General features: G+C 54.7%; 14 protein-coding genes and 3 pseudogenes. 10 read left to right on the top strand and 7 right to left on the bottom strand.

The genetic code is table 11. The features are described from left to right. Positions 1-44: 44 nt before the first annotated feature. Positions 45-869, bottom strand: coding sequence for a protein bax (locus tag ACLJRU_RS15925; RefSeq protein WP_001541103.1), 825 nt, complete (start codon positions 867-869; stop codon positions 45-47). Positions 870-1,184: 315 nt separating this feature from the next. Between ACLJRU_RS15925 and ACLJRU_RS15920 the strand changes: the two are divergent. The 4 genes and pseudogenes from ACLJRU_RS15920 to araD all read left to right on the top strand — a co-directional run. Continuing rightward, positions 1,185-1,781, top strand: a pseudogene (locus ACLJRU_RS15920) (alpha-amylase); the annotation flags it as partial. Positions 1,782-1,813: 32 nt separating this feature from the next. Beyond that, the gene (gene ulaD, locus ACLJRU_RS15915) at positions 1,814-2,470 is read left to right on the top strand and encodes a 3-keto-L-gulonate-6-phosphate decarboxylase UlaD (protein WP_038394058.1); all 657 of its coding nucleotides are present in this window, start codon (positions 1,814-1,816) and stop codon (positions 2,468-2,470) included. Beyond that, the gene (locus ACLJRU_RS15910; RefSeq protein WP_001244035.1) at positions 2,463-3,323 is read left to right on the top strand and encodes an L-ribulose-5-phosphate 3-epimerase; all 861 of its coding nucleotides are present in this window, start codon (positions 2,463-2,465) and stop codon (positions 3,321-3,323) included. The genes ulaD and ACLJRU_RS15910 overlap by 8 nt, the downstream gene beginning before the upstream one ends. Next, positions 3,317-4,012 (top strand): annotated as a pseudogene (gene araD / locus ACLJRU_RS15905) (L-ribulose-5-phosphate 4-epimerase). Before ACLJRU_RS15910 ends, araD begins: the two are co-directional and overlap by 7 nt. Positions 4,013-4,172: 160 nt before the next feature. Here araD and ACLJRU_RS15900 read toward each other — a convergent pair. Then, positions 4,173-4,988, bottom strand: a complete 816-nt coding sequence (locus ACLJRU_RS15900; protein ID WP_000891803.1) for a helix-turn-helix domain-containing protein — start codon at positions 4,986-4,988, stop codon at positions 4,173-4,175. Positions 4,989-5,251: 263 nt separating this feature from the next. On the opposite strand from ACLJRU_RS15900, the pseudogene ACLJRU_RS15895 reads away from it, so the two are divergent. Further along, positions 5,252-7,207: pseudogene (locus ACLJRU_RS15895) on the top strand (glycoside hydrolase family 127 protein). A 173-nt stretch (positions 7,208-7,380) separates the two neighbouring features. Here ACLJRU_RS15895 and aldB read toward each other — a convergent pair. Beyond that, on the bottom strand, positions 7,381-8,919 hold the full coding sequence (gene aldB, locus ACLJRU_RS15890; protein WP_001541108.1) for an aldehyde dehydrogenase AldB: 1,539 nt from the start codon (positions 8,917-8,919) through the stop codon (positions 7,381-7,383). A gap of 168 nt (positions 8,920-9,087) precedes the next feature. Here aldB and ACLJRU_RS15885 point away from each other — a divergent pair, with 168 nt between their 5' ends. Then, the gene (locus tag ACLJRU_RS15885; protein WP_001188271.1) at positions 9,088-9,969 is read left to right on the top strand and encodes an ROK family protein; all 882 of its coding nucleotides are present in this window, start codon (positions 9,088-9,090) and stop codon (positions 9,967-9,969) included. Positions 9,970-10,216: 247 nt separating this feature from the next. On the opposite strand, the gene selB is transcribed toward ACLJRU_RS15885, so the two are convergent. From selB to ACLJRU_RS15870, 3 genes are all read right to left on the bottom strand, one after another. Then, positions 10,217-12,067, bottom strand: a complete 1,851-nt coding sequence (gene selB / locus ACLJRU_RS15880; protein ID WP_001541109.1) for a selenocysteine-specific translation elongation factor — start codon at positions 12,065-12,067, stop codon at positions 10,217-10,219. Then, positions 12,064-13,455 carry an L-seryl-tRNA(Sec) selenium transferase gene (gene selA, locus ACLJRU_RS15875; RefSeq protein WP_000200188.1) on the bottom strand — a complete coding sequence of 464 codons (1,392 nt, stop codon included), beginning with the start codon at positions 13,453-13,455 and terminating at the stop codon, positions 12,064-12,066. The genes selB and selA overlap by 4 nt, the downstream gene beginning before the upstream one ends. A 98-nt stretch (positions 13,456-13,553) precedes the next feature. Next, positions 13,554-14,162 carry a glutathione S-transferase gene (locus ACLJRU_RS15870; RefSeq protein WP_000766688.1) on the bottom strand — a complete coding sequence of 203 codons (609 nt, stop codon included), beginning with the start codon at positions 14,160-14,162 and terminating at the stop codon, positions 13,554-13,556. 475 nt (positions 14,163-14,637) lie between these two features. On the opposite strand from ACLJRU_RS15870, the gene mtlA reads away from it, so the two are divergent. From mtlA to mtlR, 3 genes are all read left to right on the top strand, one after another. Next, positions 14,638-16,554 (top strand): PTS mannitol transporter subunit IICBA, encoded by a 1,917-nt coding sequence (mtlA, locus tag ACLJRU_RS15865; RefSeq protein WP_000093287.1) that lies wholly within the window; start codon positions 14,638-14,640, stop codon positions 16,552-16,554. Between the two features lie 220 nt (positions 16,555-16,774). After that, positions 16,775-17,923: a mannitol-1-phosphate 5-dehydrogenase gene (gene mtlD, locus ACLJRU_RS15860; protein WP_023235377.1), complete on the top strand. Its 1,149-nt coding sequence runs from the start codon at positions 16,775-16,777 to the stop codon at positions 17,921-17,923. After that, the gene (gene mtlR / locus ACLJRU_RS15855) at positions 17,920-18,510 is read left to right on the top strand and encodes a mannitol operon repressor MtlR (RefSeq protein WP_001541112.1); all 591 of its coding nucleotides are present in this window, start codon (positions 17,920-17,922) and stop codon (positions 18,508-18,510) included. The genes mtlD and mtlR overlap by 4 nt, the downstream gene beginning before the upstream one ends. Before the next feature lie 9 nt (positions 18,511-18,519). Here mtlR and ACLJRU_RS15850 read toward each other — a convergent pair whose 3' ends face one another. Continuing rightward, complete coding sequence (locus tag ACLJRU_RS15850; protein WP_001062558.1) at positions 18,520-18,729, bottom strand: hypothetical protein; 210 nt, start codon at positions 18,727-18,729, stop codon at positions 18,520-18,522. Positions 18,730-19,019: 290 nt separating this feature from the next. On the opposite strand from ACLJRU_RS15850, the gene ACLJRU_RS15845 reads away from it, so the two are divergent. Next, positions 19,020-19,382, top strand: a complete 363-nt coding sequence (locus tag ACLJRU_RS15845; RefSeq protein ID WP_000665687.1) for a YibL family ribosome-associated protein — start codon at positions 19,020-19,022, stop codon at positions 19,380-19,382. Positions 19,383-19,549 lie beyond the last annotated feature (167 nt).

Genomic DNA, 19,549 nt, shown 5'->3' with positions numbered 1-19,549 from the left:
ACGCCTTGTAAGCCGGATAGCGTAGCGCCATCCGGCACACAGAATTACATATGCGCGGCGATCAGACGCTGGTTGTCCTGGTACATCGCGAACAAGTAGTTGTTATAGCGCGCCCCCTGGGTAGAGTAACCCTTCAGCTTATGAATCATCGCCGTGGCGGTGACTTCCTGATCCGCCTTACGCAGTTGGGCGCGCGACTTGCGGAAAGAGGAATAAGCCGGATGCGTGTTCAGGTTAGCGACATACGCGCTCACCGACTCCTCAACCGACGCGAATTGCGAGTAACCTTTCACCTTACCCGGCGTATTGGTACAACGCCCTTTCGTGCACTTCATGCCGAACAGGTTATTGTTGCTACGCGCCAGTTTAGAGGTTCCCCAGCCGCTTTCCGCCGCCGCCATCGTCGCCACCATGCTGGTTGGGATAATGTCGACGCGCTCCAGCAACGTATTCCACGGAATACGACGCGTGTTGCCGGACCAGCTCACTTTATAGCGCTTCGCGATATCTTTCATACGCGCGCGTTCAGACGGCGACCAGCGGTTCTGGTACTGTTTTGAGATCAGCCAATTACGGTCCGCGGTAATCGCGGCATTTTGGCTGGTGATGTAAGGCATAACGGTCCGGAGAAACGCTTTTTTTCTGGGGGTTCCGGAAGGGTATTTTCGCAAATCAGGAAGTGAACTGCTCTTTGCACTATTGCGAGAATACTCTTGTTTACTGCTAACCTGTTTATAACTTGTCTCAGTTATGTGGGACTTTTGACTCGTTTGTGTTGCGTGCGTCTTTGCCAGCACCTCACCCGAAAATGCGATGGTGAGTAACATAAGAATCATTGCCCCATATCGTCGCATGGGAGTCAATATCATTAGGTCTCCTGGTCGGATTGATACATTCCAACACCTTTTATTTTTCACGAAGTTGAGGTTTGAACCCCAAATTCTAGCAAAAATAGGCTTAAAAAGCACCTCAGGGAATAGTCTTAATCCGAAACTATGTCAAGTATTAACGATAACAGGCAGAAATAATGCCAATAAAATGTGGTGCTTATCGCAAATAGAGGCGTTTTTTTGCGCCTCGTCGCTCACCCTCGCGCCTCCTCCTGCGCGACTCTCTGCTGAGGAGGAGTTCATTCGCCTAAAAACCAGGCAAGCTGATGAATATTGCCCACAAAGGATAGCGTGATGAAACTTGCCGCCTTCGCTCTGACGCTGATACCCGGTATCGCGATCGCCTCATCATGGACCTCACCCGGTTTTCCGACGTTCTCGACGCAGGAAACCGGGCGCTTTACCAGCCATGCTGCATTAACAAAAGGTACACGCGCGTTAATGCTCCATATTGACCAGCAGTGCTGGCAGCCCTCCGGCGCCATAAAACTCAACCAGATGTTGTCGTTAAAACCCTGCGAAGGCGCGCCGCCGCAATGGCGTTTGTTTAAAGATGGCGACTATACGATAACGGTAGATACCCGCTCCGGTACGCCGACCCTGTTGTTATCGATAAAAACTGAACCTGAGCGCACCGCGCAGCTCGCCTACCAGTGTCCCGTCTGGGATGGTTCGCCGCTCACGCTGGATGTTCGCCAGACCTTTCCGGAAGGGACGGTAGTGCGCGATTATTACAGTGGTCAAACCGATACCGTCCAAAACGGGCAAATCACGCTGCAACCTGCCGACAGCCACGGGCTTTTATTGCTGGAACGCGCGGAAACCCATGCGTCAGCGCCTTTTAACTGGCGCAACGCCACCGTTTATTTTGTGCTTACGGATCGCTTTCGCAGGTGGAGGAGACCGGCTGCTTCGGCGCGGCGCTGGCTGCCCGCGTCGGCACCGGCGTATATCGCGATTTCCGCGAGGCCCAACGCGATGTCGCCCTGCTACAGGATCATGTCGATATCGTTGAGGCCGGAACCATCCTTTGTTTAACCGAAGGCCTTAGCGCGGTGAAAGCCCTGCGAGCGCAGTGCCCGGAAAAAATCATCGTCGCCGACTGGAAAGTGGCCGATGCCGGAGAAACCCTGGCGCAGCAGGCGTTTGGCGCTGGCGCTAACTGGATGACTATCATCTGCGCTGCGCCGCTCGCCACGGTCGAGAAAGGCCATGCCGTCGCGCCATCCTGCGGCGGTGAAATTCAAATGGAACTGTTCGGCAACTGGACGCTGGACGACGCCCGAGACTGGTATCGCGTCGGGGTTCGCCAGGCGATTTACCACCGCGGACGCGATGCTCAGGCCAGCGGGCAGCAGTGGGGAGAAGCGGACCTGGCGCGTATGAAGGCGTTGTCCGACATCGGCCTTGAACTGTCAATTACCGGCGGCATTACCCCAGCGGATCTGCCGCTGTTCCGCAACATTAACGTTAAGGCATTTATCGCCGGACGCGCGCTGGCAGGTGCCGCCCATCCGGCGCAGGTCGCAGCCGAATTCCACGCCCAAATTGACGCCATTTGGGGAGAAAAGCATGCGTAATCATCCATTAGGTATTTACGAGAAAGCGCTGGCGAAAGACCTCAGTTGGCCGGAGCGGCTGGTGCTGGCAAAAAGCTGCGGTTTTGATTTTGTTGAGATGTCGGTGGATGAAACCGACGAACGTCTCTCACGCCTGGAGTGGACCTCGGCCCAACGCGCTTCGCTGGTGAACGCGATGCTGGAAAGCGGCGTCGCCATCCCGTCGATGTGCCTCTCCGCCCATCGTCGCTTCCCTTTTGGCAGCCGCGACGAAGCGGTACGCCAGCGGGCGCGTGAAATCATGACCAAAGCCATTCGCCTGGCGCGCGATCTCGGTATCCGCACCATCCAGTTGGCAGGTTACGACGTCTATTACGAAGAGCACGACGAAGGCACCCAGCAACGTTTCGCCGAAGGGCTGGCGTGGGCGGTGGAACAGGCCGCAGCGGCGCAGGTGATGCTGGCGGTGGAGATCATGGATACCGCGTTTATGAACTCCATCAGCAAGTGGAAAAAGTGGGACGAGATGCTTTCGTCACCGTGGTTCACCGTTTATCCAGACGTCGGCAACCTCAGCGCCTGGGGGAACGACGTGACCGCCGAGCTGAAGCTGGGTATTGACCGTATCGCCGCTATCCACCTGAAAGACACGCTGCCGGTGACCGGTGACAGCCCCGGCCAGTTCCGCGACGTGCCGTTTGGCGAAGGATGCGTTGATTTTGTCGGCATCTTCAAAACGCTGCATGAGCTGAATTATCGCGGTTCATTTCTGATTGAGATGTGGACAGAGAAAGCCAGCGAGCCGGTGCTGGAAATTATCCAGGCCCGACGCTGGATTGAATCACGGATGCAGGAAGGAGGTTTCACATGTTAGAGCAACTGAAAGCCGAGGTGCTGGCGGCCAACCTGGCCCTCCCGGCGCACGGGCTGGTCACCTTTACCTGGGGCAACGTCAGCGCGGTCGATGAGACGCGCAAACTGATGGTCATCAAGCCTTCCGGCGTTGAATATGAGGTGATGACCGCCGACGATATGGTGGTGGTAGAGATCGCCAGCGGTAAGGTCGTTGAAGGCAACAAAAAACCGTCGTCCGATACCGCGACCCATCTGGCGCTCTATCGCCGCTATCCGCAGATCGGTGGGATCGTGCATACCCATTCCCGCCATGCGACAATCTGGTCGCAGGCCGGGCTCGATCTGCCCGCCTGGGGCACCACCCACGCCGACTATTTCTATGGCGCGATCCCCTGTACCCGACTGATGACCGTTGAGGAGATTAACGGAGAGTACGAGTATCAGACCGGCGAGGTGATTATTAAAACCTTTGAAGAGCGCGGTCTGGATCCGGCGCAAATCCCGGCGGTATTGGTTCATTCGCACGGCCCGTTTGCCTAGGGTAAAAATGCCGCCGATGCCGTCCACAACGCCGTGGTGCTTGAGGAGTGTGCCTATATGGGGCTGTTCTCGCGCCAGCTGGCCCCGCAGTTGCCGGATATGCAACCTGAACTGCTCGATAAACACTATCTGCGTAAACATGGCGCGAATGCCTATTACGGGCAGTAATATCGGCAGTCACAGCCTGTGTCGGATGGCGGCTGCGCCTTATCCGACCTACAAGATTTGCAATATCAATACGTTGTGATGAACTCTTGTAGGCCCGATAAGCAAAGCGCCATCGGGCATTCAGTTTGCAACCGCGTTGTCAGAGGGCCAAAGATTATACTCAAGAATTAACGTGTTCCTTACTGTAGCGCCGCTTCCAGGCGGTAGGCGTCAGGCCGGTGTGCTTGCGGAAGATCTGGCGAAAGTAACCAACGTCATTAAAACCGCACCGCTCCGCCACCTCTTTTAACGAACGCGCGTCGCTAATCAGCAACTTTTCCGCCTCGCGCACCCGCTGGCGGTGGATGGCTTCCGTTAGCGTAAGGTGAAATACCCGCCGATAAACGCGTCCCAGATAATCCACATTGCAATGCAGTTCTTTCGCCAGAACCGAGCTGGAAAGCGGCAGGTGATAGTGCGTTCGAATCAACTGCTGTACTTTCCAGGCCAGCGACACGCCAGCGACCTCGGCGTTTTCATTCTGTCGGGCGTCAACGGTGAGCTGCTGCAAAATCAGCAGCACGATGAACTCCAGCGCCGGGCTGCGCTGGTGCTTTTCCTGCTCGTTCATAAACTGGCGAAAAAGCGCAATCAGCGCCTGCGGATCGGCAACCTGGGTATGCTGCGGCACGGAAAGATGCGTCAGCCAGCGCGGGTCGCTGTCCGGCGCTTTGACCTCAAAATGGAGCCAGTAAAATTTAAGATCGGCGGGAAACTCCTCAACGCCAATATGGCGGCGATGCGGCCAAAGCAACAGGCTTTCCCCGGCGTCGACACAGAAAACACATTCTTCTTCCTGAATTTTCAGGCAGCCTTTTTCCACAAATATAATTTCCCACGATTGCAGACGCCTGGCAGGATGACGCCCAATGCCGCGAGAAATAAATAATCCGCCGTTTTGGACTTTAATCGGTAATGTTATGGATAATTCGAGCATTAATATGTCATTTCCCGCTCATTCAGCACCGTATTTCATATTACCTTTTGATTATTAACTAAAAATAGTCCTTTCACTCGATCCATCTCACATTTTTAAATACGGGTCGGAATCGTCATCTTTTTTTACTCTTTTATCGCCTTGTCGCTCACCGCTATCCGGGCAAAATGAATCAGGTCATAACGCGAAAATAAAAATTACTGCCATAAAATACCCCGTCAGCGAGGAATATCTATGACCCCTACAGCCTTAAGGAGCACGAAATGAACGTACTGGAAGTCGATCTGCATAAACTGACGGTCAGCGATCCGTTCCTCGGACAGTATCAACAACTGGTTCGCGATGTGGTTATTCCTTACCAGTGGGATGCGTTAAACGATCGTATTCCAGAGGCTGAACCCAGCCATGCCATTGAAAATTTCCGCATTGCCGCAGGCCAGCAGACGGGCGACTTTTACGGCATGGTCTTTCAGGACAGCGACGTGGCGAAATGGCTGGAAGCGGTTGCCTAGTCACTGTGCCAGAAGCCCGATCCCGCACTTGAGAAAACCGCCGATGAGGTGATTGAACTGGTGGCCGCCGCGCAGTGTGACGATGGCTATCTCAATACGTACTTTACGGCAAAAGCCCCGCAAGAACGCTGGAGCAACCTGGCGGAGTGCCACGAGCTTTATTGCGCCGGGCATCTGATTGAAGCAGGCGTCGCCTTCTTTCAGGCCACCGGCAAGCGTCGGCTGCTGGACGTCGTTTGTCGCCTGGCCGATCATATCGACAGCACTTTCGGCCCTGGCGAAAATCAGCTGCACGGCTATCCGGGCCACCCGGAAATTGAGCTGGCGCTGATGCGTCTGTATGAGGTAACAGAGCAGCCGCGCTATATGGCTCTGGCAAGCTACTTTATCGGGCAGCGCGGCGCCCAACCGCACTTCTACGACGAAGAGTACGAAAAACGCGGCCAGACCTCGTACTGGCATACCTACGGCCCGGCGTGGATGGTCAAAGACAAAGCCTACAGCCAGGCGCATCTGCCAATTTCGCAGCAGCAGACGGCCATTGGCCACGCGGTACGTTTTGTCTATCTGATGACCGGCGTGGCGCATCTCGCTCGCCTGAGCAACGATGAAGGCAAACGCCAGGACTGCCTGCGCCTGTGGAAAAATATGGCGCAGCGTCAGCTGTATATCACCGGCGGGATTGGCTCGCAGAGCAGCGGCGAATCCTTTAGCAGTGATTACGATTTACCGAATGATTCGGTCTATGCGGAAAGTTGCGCTTCAATCGGCCTGATGATGTTCGCCCGCCGGATGCTGGAAATGGAAGCCGATAGCCAGTACGCCGACGTGATGGAGCGCGCGCTGTACAACACCGTCCTCGGCGGTATGGCGCTCGATGGCAAGCATTTCTTCTACGTCAACCCGCTGGAAGTGCATCCAAAATCGTTAAAATTCAACCATATTTACGATCACGTTAAGCCCATCCGCCAGCGCTGGTTTGGCTGCGCCTGCTGCCCGCCGAACATCGCCCGCGTGCTCACCTCTCTCGGTCACTACATCTACACGCCGCGTGCGGATGCGCTGTATATCAATATGTACGTGGGTAACAGCCTGGAAGTACCCGTTGAAAATGGCGCGCTCAAACTGCGGATTTGCGGGAACTACCCGTGGCATGAGCAGGTGAAGATTGCCATCGACTCTGTGCAGCCGGTACGTCACACGCTGGCGCTACGCCTGCCGGACTGGTGCCCTGAGGCAAAAGTGACGCTCAACGGGCTGGAAGTGGAACAGGATATTCGCAAAGGTTATCTGCATATCCGTCGAACCTGGCAGGAGGGCGATACGATAACCCTGACGCTGCCGATGCCGGTTCGCCGCGTGTATGGCAATCCGCTGGCGCGTCACGTCGCCGGTAAGGTCGCTATTCAGCGCGGGCCGCTGGTCTATTGCCTTGAGCAGGCCGATAACGGCGAAGAACTGCATAATCTGTGGCTACCAAAAGAGAGTGAATTCCGGGTCTTTGAGGGCAAAGGGCTTTTTGCGCATAAGATGCTGATTCAGGCTGAAGGCGAGAAGCAAAGCGCCCCAGATGCGCAGCATCAGGCGTTGTGGCACTACGATAACGCACCGTCATCGCGCCAGCCGCAGACGCTAACGTTCATTCCGTGGTTTAGCTGGGCCAACCGTGGCGAGGGCGAAATGCGGATTTGGGTTAACGAGCGGTAATACTGTGCCGGATGGCGGCTGCGCCTTATCCGGCCTACAAGATTTGCAATATCAGTATATTGCGATGAATTTTTGTAGGCCTGATAAGCGAAGCGCCATCAGACATGACCACCAGGCTAATATCAACGCGGTAGGCCCGATAAGCGCAGCGCCATCGGGCATTACCTCTTGCGTCAGAACAGCCCCAGAGGCTTATCGGAATAGCTCACCAGCAGGCACTTGGTTTGCTGGTAGTGTTCCAGCATCATCTTATGCGTTTCGCGCCCGATGCCCGACTGCTTATAGCCGCCGAACGCAGCATGTGCCGGATAGGCGTGATAGCAGTTGGTCCATACGCGCCCGGCCTGAATGCCGCGCCCCATCTTATAGGCCAGATTGCCATTGCGGCTCCAGACGCCAGCGCCCAGGCCGTATTGGGTATCGTTAGCGATTTCCAGCGCCTCCTCCATGGTTTTAAAGGTGGTTACCGCCAGCACCGGGCCAAAGATCTCCTCCTGAAAGACGCGCATATTATTCTTACCAAACAGAATGGTAGGCTCAAGGTAATAGCCCTCTTTAAGTTCGCCATCCAGTTCCTTGCGTCGCCCACCGGTCAGAATATCGGCCCCCTCTTTTTTACCGATATCGATATAATTGAGGATAGTCTCAAGCTGGCCGTGAGAGACCTGCGCCCCCATCTGTGTACCGCTATCTAGCGGGTTCCCGCTGCGAATGCTCTCTACCCGGCGAATAGCGCGCTCCATAAAGCGCTCATAGATAGACTCCTGGACCAGCGCACGGCTTGGACAGGTACACACCTCGCCCTGGTTAAAGGCAAACAGGGCAAATCCCTCCAGCGCTTTATCAAAGAACGCATCTTCCTCATCCATCACGTCAGCAAAGAAGATATTGGGCGACTTGCCGCCTAACTCCAGCGTCACCGGAATAATGTTCTGCGTGGCGTACTGCATGATCTGTTGACCCACTTCCGTCGAACCGGTAAACGCCACCTTCGCGATACGTTTCGAGGTCGCCAGATATTCGCCGATCTCGCCGCCCGCGCCGTTCACGACGTTGACGACGCCCGGCGGTAACAGATCGCCAATGACTTCCATTAACAGCAGAACGGAAAGCGGCGTCAGGCGTGCCGGTTTAAGCACCACGCAGTTACCCGCCGCCAGCGCTGGCGCCATTTTCCAGCTTGCCATCAACAACGGAAAGTTCCACGGGATTATCTGTCCCACGACGCCAAGCGGTTCGTGAAAATGGTAGGCCACAGTTTCGCTATCAACTTCGCTGATCCCGCCCTCCTGCGCACGTATACAGGAGGCGAAATAGCGGAAATGATCGATCGCCAGCGGTACGTCGGCGGCGCTGGTTTCACGAATCGGTTTACCGTTATCCCAGGTTTCCGCTGTCGCCAACAGTTCGAGGTTTTGTTCCATCCGATCGGCGATCTTAAACAAGATAGCGGCACGGTCTTGTACTGACGTATGCGCCCACTTATCTTTCGCCTTATGCTCGGCGTCGAGCGCTAAATCGATATCTTTTTTACCGGAGGAAGCGACTTCACATAGCGGCTGGCCGGTCACTGGCGTCAGGTTTTGATAATATTCGCCGTCGGCGGGCACAACCCAGTCACCACCAATAAAATTGTCATAGCGGGCTTTTAACTTCAGTGGGTACCCGTATTCACCTGGCTGAATACGTGTTGAAGGGGGATTGTTCGTCATGACCAACTCCTTATTGTAAAGGTACTCCACAAGGGTAGACGGTGCTGGTGAATTTTTCGCCAATGATTTCCCGCTTTACGACAGCAATCACGAATTACTTTCCTTTACGTTTCTCCGTCTGGTTTTAGCCATACTAAACAGGTGCCTGTTTAACGTACGGAGAACACTATGCAGCAATATATCGGTATTGATGTGGGAGGAACTCACGTCAAATATGGCGTGATTAACAGTGACGGCGAAGAATTAACCCATCATCAATTCGATACGCCAGAGGACGCCTCCACGTTTACCCGCAAATGGCAGGATGTGGTGGCGCGTTGCCAACAGGACTATGACATTGCGGCAATCGGGGTTAGTTTCCCCGGCCATATTAATCCCCATAACGGTCATGCGGCAAAAGCGGGCGCGCTGGCTTACCTGGATGACGTCAACCTGATGGAGTTGTTCAGCGGGCTGACCGATCTGCCGCTGGTCGTGGAGAACGACGCGAACTGTGCGGCGCTGGGCGAAATGTGGCGAGGCGCCGGGCAGCATTATGACAATCTGGTCTGTATTACCATTGGAACCGGCATTGGCGGCGGTATTATCGTCGGACGAGAACTGTATCGCGGCGCGCATTTTCACGCCGGTGAATTCGGCGTCATGCCGGTCGGGAACAATGGCGAAAGTATGCATAAAATCGCGTCAACCAGCGGATTAATGGCGTCGTGCCGCCAGGCGCTGGCGCTGCCTGCCGAAGAGATGCCGCCTGCGGATGTGATCTTCGAACGAATGGCGACCGATGTTCATCTGCGTGAGGCGGTCAATGACTGGGCGCGTTATCTTTCACGCGGCGTTTACAGCGTGATCTCTATGTTTGATCCGGGCGTGGTGCTGATCGGCGGAGGAATAAGCGAACAGGAAAAGCTCTACCCGCTCCTGACGCGGCATCTTGAAACGTTTGAAATGTGGGAGGCGCTCCAGGTGCCGATTCAGCCCTGCCAACTGGGAAATCAGGCGGGCAGGCTGGGCGCCGTCTGGCTGGCGCAGCAAAAGCTCGATCGAAGCTAACGTGTTACGCCTTATCCGGCCTGCATCGTCTACGCAGGCCCGGTAAGCGTCCGCGCCACCGGGCAAGGGCGTTACATCGCCGTGCGATAAAGTTCCACAATCTCGTCGTGAGTCGCCTGAATAAGGCGCAAAGAATACGGGTGAAATTATCCTGATAACAGGTTCACGCTGGCTATTTTAAGAAGCCAGAAAAATAAAAAGCAACGCAATAATTGTATTGCTTCATTTGTTATTTAATTTAACCATTTCATTCTTTTTGCGGAAATAATAACGCATCACGTAATAAATGATCATTCCCACGACGTCGTGTAAATCCAATCCGGTCAAAATATTCAAGGATCTGAATGGCCAGTTTCCGCCCTACATTCAGCCTGTCGCGAAAATCCGCCGCACACGTTGATCCTCTCTCTTGATCCAGCTCGCGGATCATATTGGCGAAAGCGACAATCCGATCGTTACGATAGTACCGATCTTTTACGATCGCGGTAATGATGCCTTGCTGTGCCGCCTGCCGCAGCACCAGCCGCATCAATTGTTCTTCCGTTCCGGTCTCTTTCGCCAGATCGCGTACCCACCAGGGCTCATCGCCAAATAGCGGTTCGACTTTTTGCCAGACGGCCTGCTGCTCATCGCTAAATCCCGCTTTATGATCCGGCAGATGCAACCAACCGTGATGGCTATGAATCAGGCCCTCGTCGCGCATCCGCTCGATCAGCATCAGAACCAGCGCTTCATCCTCCATTGGCAGGGCCATGCGGCGTAAACGCTCGCGTCCCGGCCCCGGTTCATCGCGGTGCTGTTCGTGGTAGGTCGCCAGCGTATCAAGAATCTTACGCTGCCAGCGGGCGGCGACGGGCGCGCTTAACAGATTGTCTCCGGCCTGGATAAAACCATGTTGCTCAATAAGCTGACGCATACCGAGAGGATTAAGCTGACGCGCCCAACCGAAATCCGGCAGGTTGACGGCGCCGCGTTCCAGATGAATGGCCAACGCCGCGCTATCATCCTGCGCGGCGGCAAGCGTTGAAAGCCAGTGCAAATAATCTGGTTTACGTTTACCGCGACGCGGCGCCTTAAGCGTCACCACGCGTGCGCCGGCAAGGGTGGCGCGTGCGGAAATATCACGCAGTACCAGTCTGTCATTATCGGCCAGCCACAACGGCGTATCAAAGATCAGCTCGGCCAGCGCGCCTTCCAGCAAAGAGACGCGACCGGTCACATGGCTGGCGGCATGGTGAATATGTAGCGGTTGCCATTGGGAAAGCGGCGCATGAAGCGCCAGAGAAACGAGCACCCGGGAAAAAGCCTCCCCCGCCGGCGCATCAGAAAGCAGCCAGTCGCCGCGGTTAAGCTGCTCCTTCTCCGCATCGCCCGCAATATTGAGCGCAATACGCTGCCCGGCATACGCATGGTCGGTAGGCTGATTTTGCGCGTGTAGACTTCGTACGCGCATCGGCGTATTAACGCCGGTCAACCATAGCGTATCGCCCACGTTTGCCTCTCCGCTCAACGCCGTTCCGGTCACCACCAGTCCCGCCCCTTTCACCGTAAACGCACGGTCGATAGCCAGACGGAAGCGATGCTGCGCGGCGTGTAAACGTGCAGGAAGCTGCTGTAAATGAGCACGAAGTTCTGCAATACCGCGTCCTTCATTGGCGGCGGTGACAAATAAAACGGTATCGGCGAAGCCATAGTTGTCGAGCGCCGCCAGCACCTCTTCACGTACTTCACTGATACGCGCCTCGTCCACGCGATCGGCTTTGGTCAGCGCGACGGTGAGCTGGAGATTACCTGTCAGTTGTAGGATCTGTAAATGCTCGCGCGTTTGCGCCATGACGCCGTCATCACAGGCGACCACCAGCAAAGCGTGATCGATACCGCCTACGCCCGCCAGCATGTTAGAGAGGAATTTTTCATGCCCAGGCACATCGATAAAGCCCAGCACACGACCATCCGGCTGCGGCCAATAGGCGTAGCCCAGATCGATAGTCATCCCGCGTTTTTTCTCTTCCGGCAGGCGATCGGCATTGACTCCGGTAATCGCCTGGAGCAACGTCGTTTTACCGTGGTCTACGTGTCCGGCAGTTGCAATAATCATTTCAGCATCATCTCCATAAACCGGCTTTCGTCTTCAAGACAGCGCATATCCAGCCATAAACGGCCATCATAAATTCGGCCAATGACCGGTACAGGCAGCGTGCGCCAGCGGGCCGCCAGCGCCTCCAGCCGACTACCGCGCCCGTCGTGCGGGGTAAAGGTCATGGCGGCGCTGGGGAGGCGGTCTACCGGTAATGAACCGCTGCCGATTTGCGACAGACAGGGTTTAACCTCCAGCGCAAATTCATCGCCGTAACGTGCCGCCAGCCGCGCCTGTAACCGCTGCGCTTGTTCGCGAATCGACGCTTCGCTGCGGGTTAACAGACGCAGCGTGGGTAATTTCTCCGCCAACGCTTCCGGGTGCAGATACAGACGTAACGTTGCCTCCAGCGCTGCCAGCGTCATTTTATCCGCACGCAGGGCGCGTTTCAGCGGATGGCTTTGCAGTTGGGCAATCATCGCTTTTTTGCCGACGATGATCCCGGCCTGCGGCCCGCCCAACAACTTATCGCCGGAGAAGCTTACCAGGCTGACGCCTGCGGCAATGAGCTGCTGCGGCATCGGCTCTTTGGGTAAGCCATATTGGCTTAAATCCACCAGCGAACCGCTGCCCAGATCCGCCACCACCGGAATATCCAGCTCTCGCCCGATTTCCGCCAGTTCCGCTTCCTCTACCGTTTTGGTAAAGCCCTCAATGCTGTAATTACTGGTATGCACCTTCATCAACAGCCCGGTATTTTCATTTACCGCCTGACGGTAATCTTTCGCGTGCGTCCGGTTGGTGGTGCCCACTTCATGCAGCGTACAGCCCGCCTGGCGCATAACATCCGGAATACGAAACGCGCCGCCGATTTCGACCAGCTCGCCACGCGAAACCACCACCTCTTTGCCGCTGGCGGTCGCCGCCAGCATCAGCAATACCGCCGCCGCATTGTTATTGACGATACAGGCGTCCTCCGCCCCGGTGATACGGCATAACAGCGTCGCCAGCGCCCGGTCGCGATGCCCCCGCCCGGCGCCATCCAAATCGTATTCCAGCGTCACCGGCGCGCGCATCGCCTGCGTTACCGCCTCAATCGCTTCTTGCGCCTGCAATGCGCGGCCAAGATTGGTGTGCAACACCGTCCCCGTCAGGTTAATCACCGGGCGCAGCGCGCTTTGCGCCGCATTTTCCAGCCGGAGTTTCGCCTCTTGCGCCCAGTCTGCGTACCAGTCGGGAAGCGTTTGCGTATTCCGTATGACGTCGCGCGCGTCGTCAAGCATCCGCCTAAGCAGATCAACCACCTGGGTATGGCCATACCGATCGCGCAGAGAAAGAAAAGCGCTATCGTGCAATAAGCGATCGATAGCAGGGAGCTGGCTGTAGAGTGTACGCGTTTCGCTTGTCATGAAAATGCCTGGCTGTTGGTGGCCCTCTCCTGGCGGGAGAGGGATATCGACATAAGGGGGATTGTAACGTGAGTTTGCTCAGGCGGACATAATGCGCGTCAAGCCTTTGGCGCTTCGGTGCGGGCAAAGCTTTCGCGTTGAAAAAGCGTTTCGACCAGTTTGACCAGGTGGGGGCGGCTAACACACCAGCCGGGCGCGACCCGGCGGAAGTTGAGATAGCCTACCGCACAGGCAATCGCGATAGTCGCCAGATTGACCGTATCCGTTTTTAGCGTCCCGTCGCTCAGATAACTTTCGAGCATATCCAGGCTGCGGTTGATTTTTTCCCGCTGGCGCAGCAGTTCCGTTTCCGATTGTTGCGCCGCCGGACGCGCCTGTTCGCGTACAGAAACCAACGCAGCATCCATAATGCCGTCAGCCAACGCTTCGAGCTGGCGAACTTTAAGCGCTGCCATCGGGTCACGCGGGAGCATCGCTGGCGCGATATCCAGCAGCTCAATATATTCCGCGATGATCGGCGAATCGAACCAATACTCCCCTTTCTCCGTCACCAGCGCTGGCACCTTACCCAGAGGGTTGTATTGCGCCACGCCGTTATTCGCCTCGTAGGGTAGTTCATTAATAAATTCGAAGGTGATGCCTTTTTCGAGCAGCAGAACAGAGATTTTGCGCACAAAAGGGCTGGTGTAGCTACCGATGAGTTTCATGCCGTGTCCTTTTTGCCAACCAGTAAAAATCATAGTATGGCTCAAATAAGACGAAAAGAGACGCAAAAGGAGGTTGCTGAATGACATAACGTGAGAGGGCTCGCGACAAAATGTTTGCCGGATCGTATTGACGTTACCCGGGCTTAAAATTTCTTGTGAAGAGGATCACAAAAATTCAACAAAGCACCAAAATAAAAATGTGAAATATCTCACATAAAATGGCCTTTTAAGGGCTAAAAATTAGATTCGTTGTTTTTTTACACAGCCACTTTGTGATCAATATCACATCAATTACCTCTCTACCCCCTATATTTATGTGACGCAAATCACATAAATTGTCCCTGTCTGGACAGTTGAACGATTCAGTGCCAGATTGCGCAGTATCTACACTACAGGGTCCGGCTACCTCTGCCGCTACATTAACAAACCTCGGGCTTTCAGCCTGCGCGACAGCAACATAAGAAGGGGTGTTTTTATGTCATCCGATATTAAGATCAAAGTGCAAAGCTTTGGTCGATTCCTCAGCAATATGGTGATGCCTAATATCGGCGCGTTTATCGCGTGGGGTATTATCACCGCATTATTTATTCCAACAGGGTGGTTGCCTAACGAAACGCTGGCGAAACTGGTTGGTCCGATGATCACCTACCTGCTACCGCTGCTCATCGGTTATACCGGCGGTCGTCTGGTTGGCGGCGAACGCGGCGGCGTGGTGGGCGCTATCACTACCATGGGCGTTATTGTCGGCGCGGATATGCCGATGTTCCTCGGCTCGATGATCGCCGGTCCATTAGGCGGCTACTGCATTAAGAAATTCGACAGTTGGGTAGACGGTAAGATCAAATCCGGTTTTGAGATGCTGGTGAACAACTTCTCCGCTGGCATTATCGGTATGATCCTCGCCATCCTGGCGTTCCTCGGTATTGGTCCGGCGGTTGAAGTCCTGTCCAAAATTCTGGCGGCGGGCGTTAACTTCATGGTGGCGCACGATATGCTGCCGCTGGCGTCCATTTTTGTTGAACCGGCGAAAATCCTGTTCCTCAATAACGCGATTAACCACGGCATCTTCTCACCGCTGGGTATCCAGCAGTCCCATGAGATGGGTAAATCCATCTTCTTCCTGATTGAAGCTAACCCGGGTCCGGGGATGGGCGTCCTGCTGGCGTACATGTTCTTCGGTCGCGGCAGCGCTAAACAGTCTGCGGGCGGCGCGGCGATTATCCACTTCCTGGGCGGTATCCACGAAATTTACTTCCCGTACGTGCTGATGAACCCACGTCTGATCCTGGCCGTTATCCTTGGCGGTATGACTGGCGTATTCACCCTGACCATCCTGAACGGCGGTCTGGTTTCTCCGGCTTCTCCTGGCTCGATTCTGGCGGTACTGGCGATGACGCCAAAAGGCGCTTACTTCGCTAACATCGCTGCCATCGTGGCGGCAATGGCGGTCTCCTTCGTGGTTTCTGCAATTCTGCTGAAAACCAGCAAAGTGAAAGAAGAAGATGACATTGAAGCGGCCACCCGTCGTATGCATGACATGAAAGCGGAATCTAAAGGCGCCTCTCCGCTGGCGGCTGGAGATGTCACCAACGACCTGAGCCATGTGCGTAAAATCATCGTGGCTTGCGATGCCGGTATGGGTTCCAGCGCGATGGGCGCAGGGGTACTGCGTAAGAAAGTACAGGATGCGGGCCTGAGCCAGATCTCCGTCACCAATAGCGCCATTAACAATCTGCCGCCGGATGTGGATCTGGTCATTACTCACCGTGACCTTACCGAGCGCGCGATGCGTCAGGTACCGCAGGCGCAGCATATTTCGCTGACCAACTTCCTGGATAGCGGCCTGTACACCAGCCTGACCGAACGTCTGGTTGCCGCACAGCGCCACAATACTAATGAAGAGAAAGTACGCGACCATCTGAAAGACAGCTTTGAGGAGGGTGATAACAACCTGTTCAAACTGGGTGCGGAGAATATCTTCCTGGGCCGTAAAGCCGCTAACAAAGAAGAGGCGATTCGCTTTGCCGGTGAACAACTGGTGAAAGGCGGCTATGTTGAGCCGGAATACGTCGAGGCGATGCTGGACCGCGAAAAGCTGACGCCGACTTACCTCGGTGAATCCATCGCAGTACCGCACGGTACGGTGGAAGCGAAAGATCGCGTGCTGAAAACCGGCGTGGTGTTCTGCCAGTATCCGGAAGGCGTACGCTTCGGTGAAGAAGAAGACGATATTGCCCGTCTGGTCATCGGTATCGCTGCGCGTAACAATGAGCACATCCAGGTCATCACCAGCCTGACCAACGCGCTGGATGATGAATCCGTGATCGAACGTCTGGCGCACACCACCAGCGTGGATGAAGTGCTGGAACTGCTGGCAGGTAAAAAAGCTTAACAGTTAAGTATCCCCAAAATAGTTCGAGCTGCAGGAAGGCGGCAACGCAGTGAATCCCCAGGAGCGTACATAAGTACGTGACTGGGGTGAGCGAGGAGAGCCAACGCATCTGCAGTTCGAACTATGAAGGCGATATCCTCTCCCTTGTGGAGAGGGTTAGGTTGAGGGAAAAGCCTCACCCCAGCCCTCTCGGGTAAAAACATTAATGAAGGTTAATACTATGAAAGCATTACATTTTGGCGCAGGTAATATCGGTCGTGGCTTTATCGGCAAACTGCTGGCTGACGCGGGGATACAACTGACGTTTGCGGATGTAAATCAGGTCGTACTCGATGCCCTGAATGCCCGTCATAGCTATCAGGTTCATGTTGTGGGTGAAAATGAGCAGGTGGATACCGTTTCCGGCGTCAACGCTGTCAGCAGCATCGGCGATGATGTTGTCGACCTGATTGCCCACGTTGATTTAATCACCACTGCCGTGGGCCCGGTTGTGCTTGAGCGTATCGCTCCGGCCATCGCTAAAGGGCTGGCAAAACGTAAGGCGCAGGGCGTGGATGCCCCGCTGAATATCATCGCCTGTGAAAATATGGTGCGCGGCACCACGCAGCTGAAAGGCCACGTAATGAACGCGCTGGCGGATGGCGATAAAGCCTGGGTTGAACAGCACGTTGGCTTTGTCGATTCCGCCGTTGACCGTATTGTGCCGCCTTCCGCTTCCGCCACCCATGACCCGCTGGAAGTGACGGTAGAAACCTTCAGCGAGTGGATCGTCGATAAAACCCAGTTTAAAGGCGCATTGCCGACCATTCCGGGGATGGAGTTAACGGATAACCTGATGGCATTTGTCGAACGTAAACTCTTCACGCTGAACACGGGTCATGCTATAACCGCGTACCTCGGCAAATTAGCCGGTCATCAGACCATTCGCGACGCTATTCTCGATGAGAGTATTCGCGCGGTGGTGAAAGGCGCGATGGAAGAAAGCGGCGCGGTGCTGATCAAACGCTACGGTTTTGATGCCGACAAACATGCGGCATACATTCAGAAAATCCTCGGTCGTTTTGAAAACCCGTATCTGAAAGATGACGTCGAACGCGTAGGCCGTCAGCCGCTACGCAAACTCAACGCGAGCGACCGTCTGATCAAACCGCTGCTTGGCACCCTGGAATATGGTCTGCCGCATGTGAATCTGGTCAAAGGGATCGCGGCGGCGATGCATTTCCGTAGCGATGAAGATCCGCAGGCGCAAGAGTTGGCGGCACTGATTACCGAAAAAGGCCCGCAGGCCGCGCTGGCGCAAATTTCCGGGCTGGATGCCAATAGCGATGTGGTGGCGGAGGCGGTTAACGCATATAACGCGACCAAATGACGCAGAACCCGGCGCAGGTTAGCCTGCGCCCAAATAACAGATTGTCAGATATGCAGGCAATAATGGAACAAACCCAGGCCTTTGAAAATCGTGTGCTTGAGCGTCTGAATGCTGGCAAAACCGTACGGAGCTTCCTGATTACCGCCGTCGAGTTATTGACCGAGGCGGTGAACATTCTGGTGCTCCAGGTGTTTCGCAAAGACGACTATGCCGTGAAATACGCTGTGGAACCGTTGCTGGACGGCGACGGGCCGCTGGGCGATCTTTCGGTACGTCTGAAACTTATCTATGGCCTGGGCGTACTCAGCCGCACCGAATATGAAGATGCGGAGCTGTTAATGGCGCTGCGCGAAGAGCTGAATCACGATGGCAATGAGTACGCCTTTACCGACGATGAAATCCTCGGGCCGTTTGGCGAACTGCACTGCGTCATGGCGCTACCGCCGCCGCCGCATTTTGATACATCCGACGCGGCGCTATACGCCATGCAAATTCAGCGCTACCAGCAGGCGGTGCGTTCGACGATGATTCTCTCTCTGACCGAGCTGATTTCTAAAATCAGCTTAAAAAAGGCCTTTCAAAAGTAAATCCCGCCGTTAACCTCTTTCTTCTTCTTTTGGTCGGTACAGCCGCCGGTAATATTCCAGACGCTGCAAATAAATGGGCGCGCTCTCCGACGGCACCTCGGAAGGAACATAATCACGCGGCGGCGTTTTATTCAGGTATTCACGGAACGCCTGGCTGGACGCCATAAAATCGACGGCTTTATCAATAAGAAGTGGTACGTTCTCACCTATTTTTGCCATGATAGATCCTCCATGTGGGACCCGCGTCTGACTCCCGCGGTCGCTTATTTGAGTTTAGGATCAATTTAGCGTTGTCATTGAGGAAAATGTGCTTAATCGCTTTTCTTGTCGGCAAAAAGGCGCTTCATCTTTTCTTTCGAAAAAAAATAGTTTATTATCAATGAGATAAATAAATAATTAGCGATGTAATACTTGCCGTAATTGATTATCTTTACGTCATGAGTTGTGAAGAATCACTCACTGCGCGCATACTATAGGATATCTATCCCATTTCTATCAGAAGCTATCCCATGAAAGAAGTCGAAAAAAACGAAATTAAACGCCTGAGCGATCGTCTTGACGCTATTCGCCACCAGCAGGCAGGTCTCTCTCTGGTTGAATCCGCCGATAAATACGCGGAGCTGGAAAAAGAAAAAGAGACGCTAGAAGCAGAAATTATCCGTCTGCGCGAAGTACACAGCCAGAAACTGAGTAAAGAAGCGCAGAAGCTGATGAACCTGCCGTTTCGCCGCGCGATCACTAAAAAAGAGCAGGCCGACATGGGCAAGTTGAAGAAAAGCGTGCGTGGCCTGATTGTTGTCCACCCGATGACGGCGCTGGGCCGGGAAATGGGGCTCAAAGAGATGACAGGTTTCGCGAAGAGCGAGTTCTAAACCTTCCGCATCCCAGGCTCTCAGGACACCCGTTGTACGGAGGATGTCTTGAGAGCATCGGGCTATATTCCGAATTTTTCATGGAAGTATTTACACCGATTATATACAAGTTCATTTTTAACGGTAATCCCTGCTTTTTCAGGATGAAAAATCCCACTATCGTGCCT

Origin of the sequence: Salmonella sp. SAL00653 (assembly GCF_046552515.1) — a bacterium.
Lineage (GTDB): Bacteria > Pseudomonadota > Gammaproteobacteria > Enterobacterales > Enterobacteriaceae > Salmonella > Salmonella enterica.
Note: the sequence above shows the minus strand (reverse complement) of the source record. Positions and strands in the feature narration are given on the sequence as shown.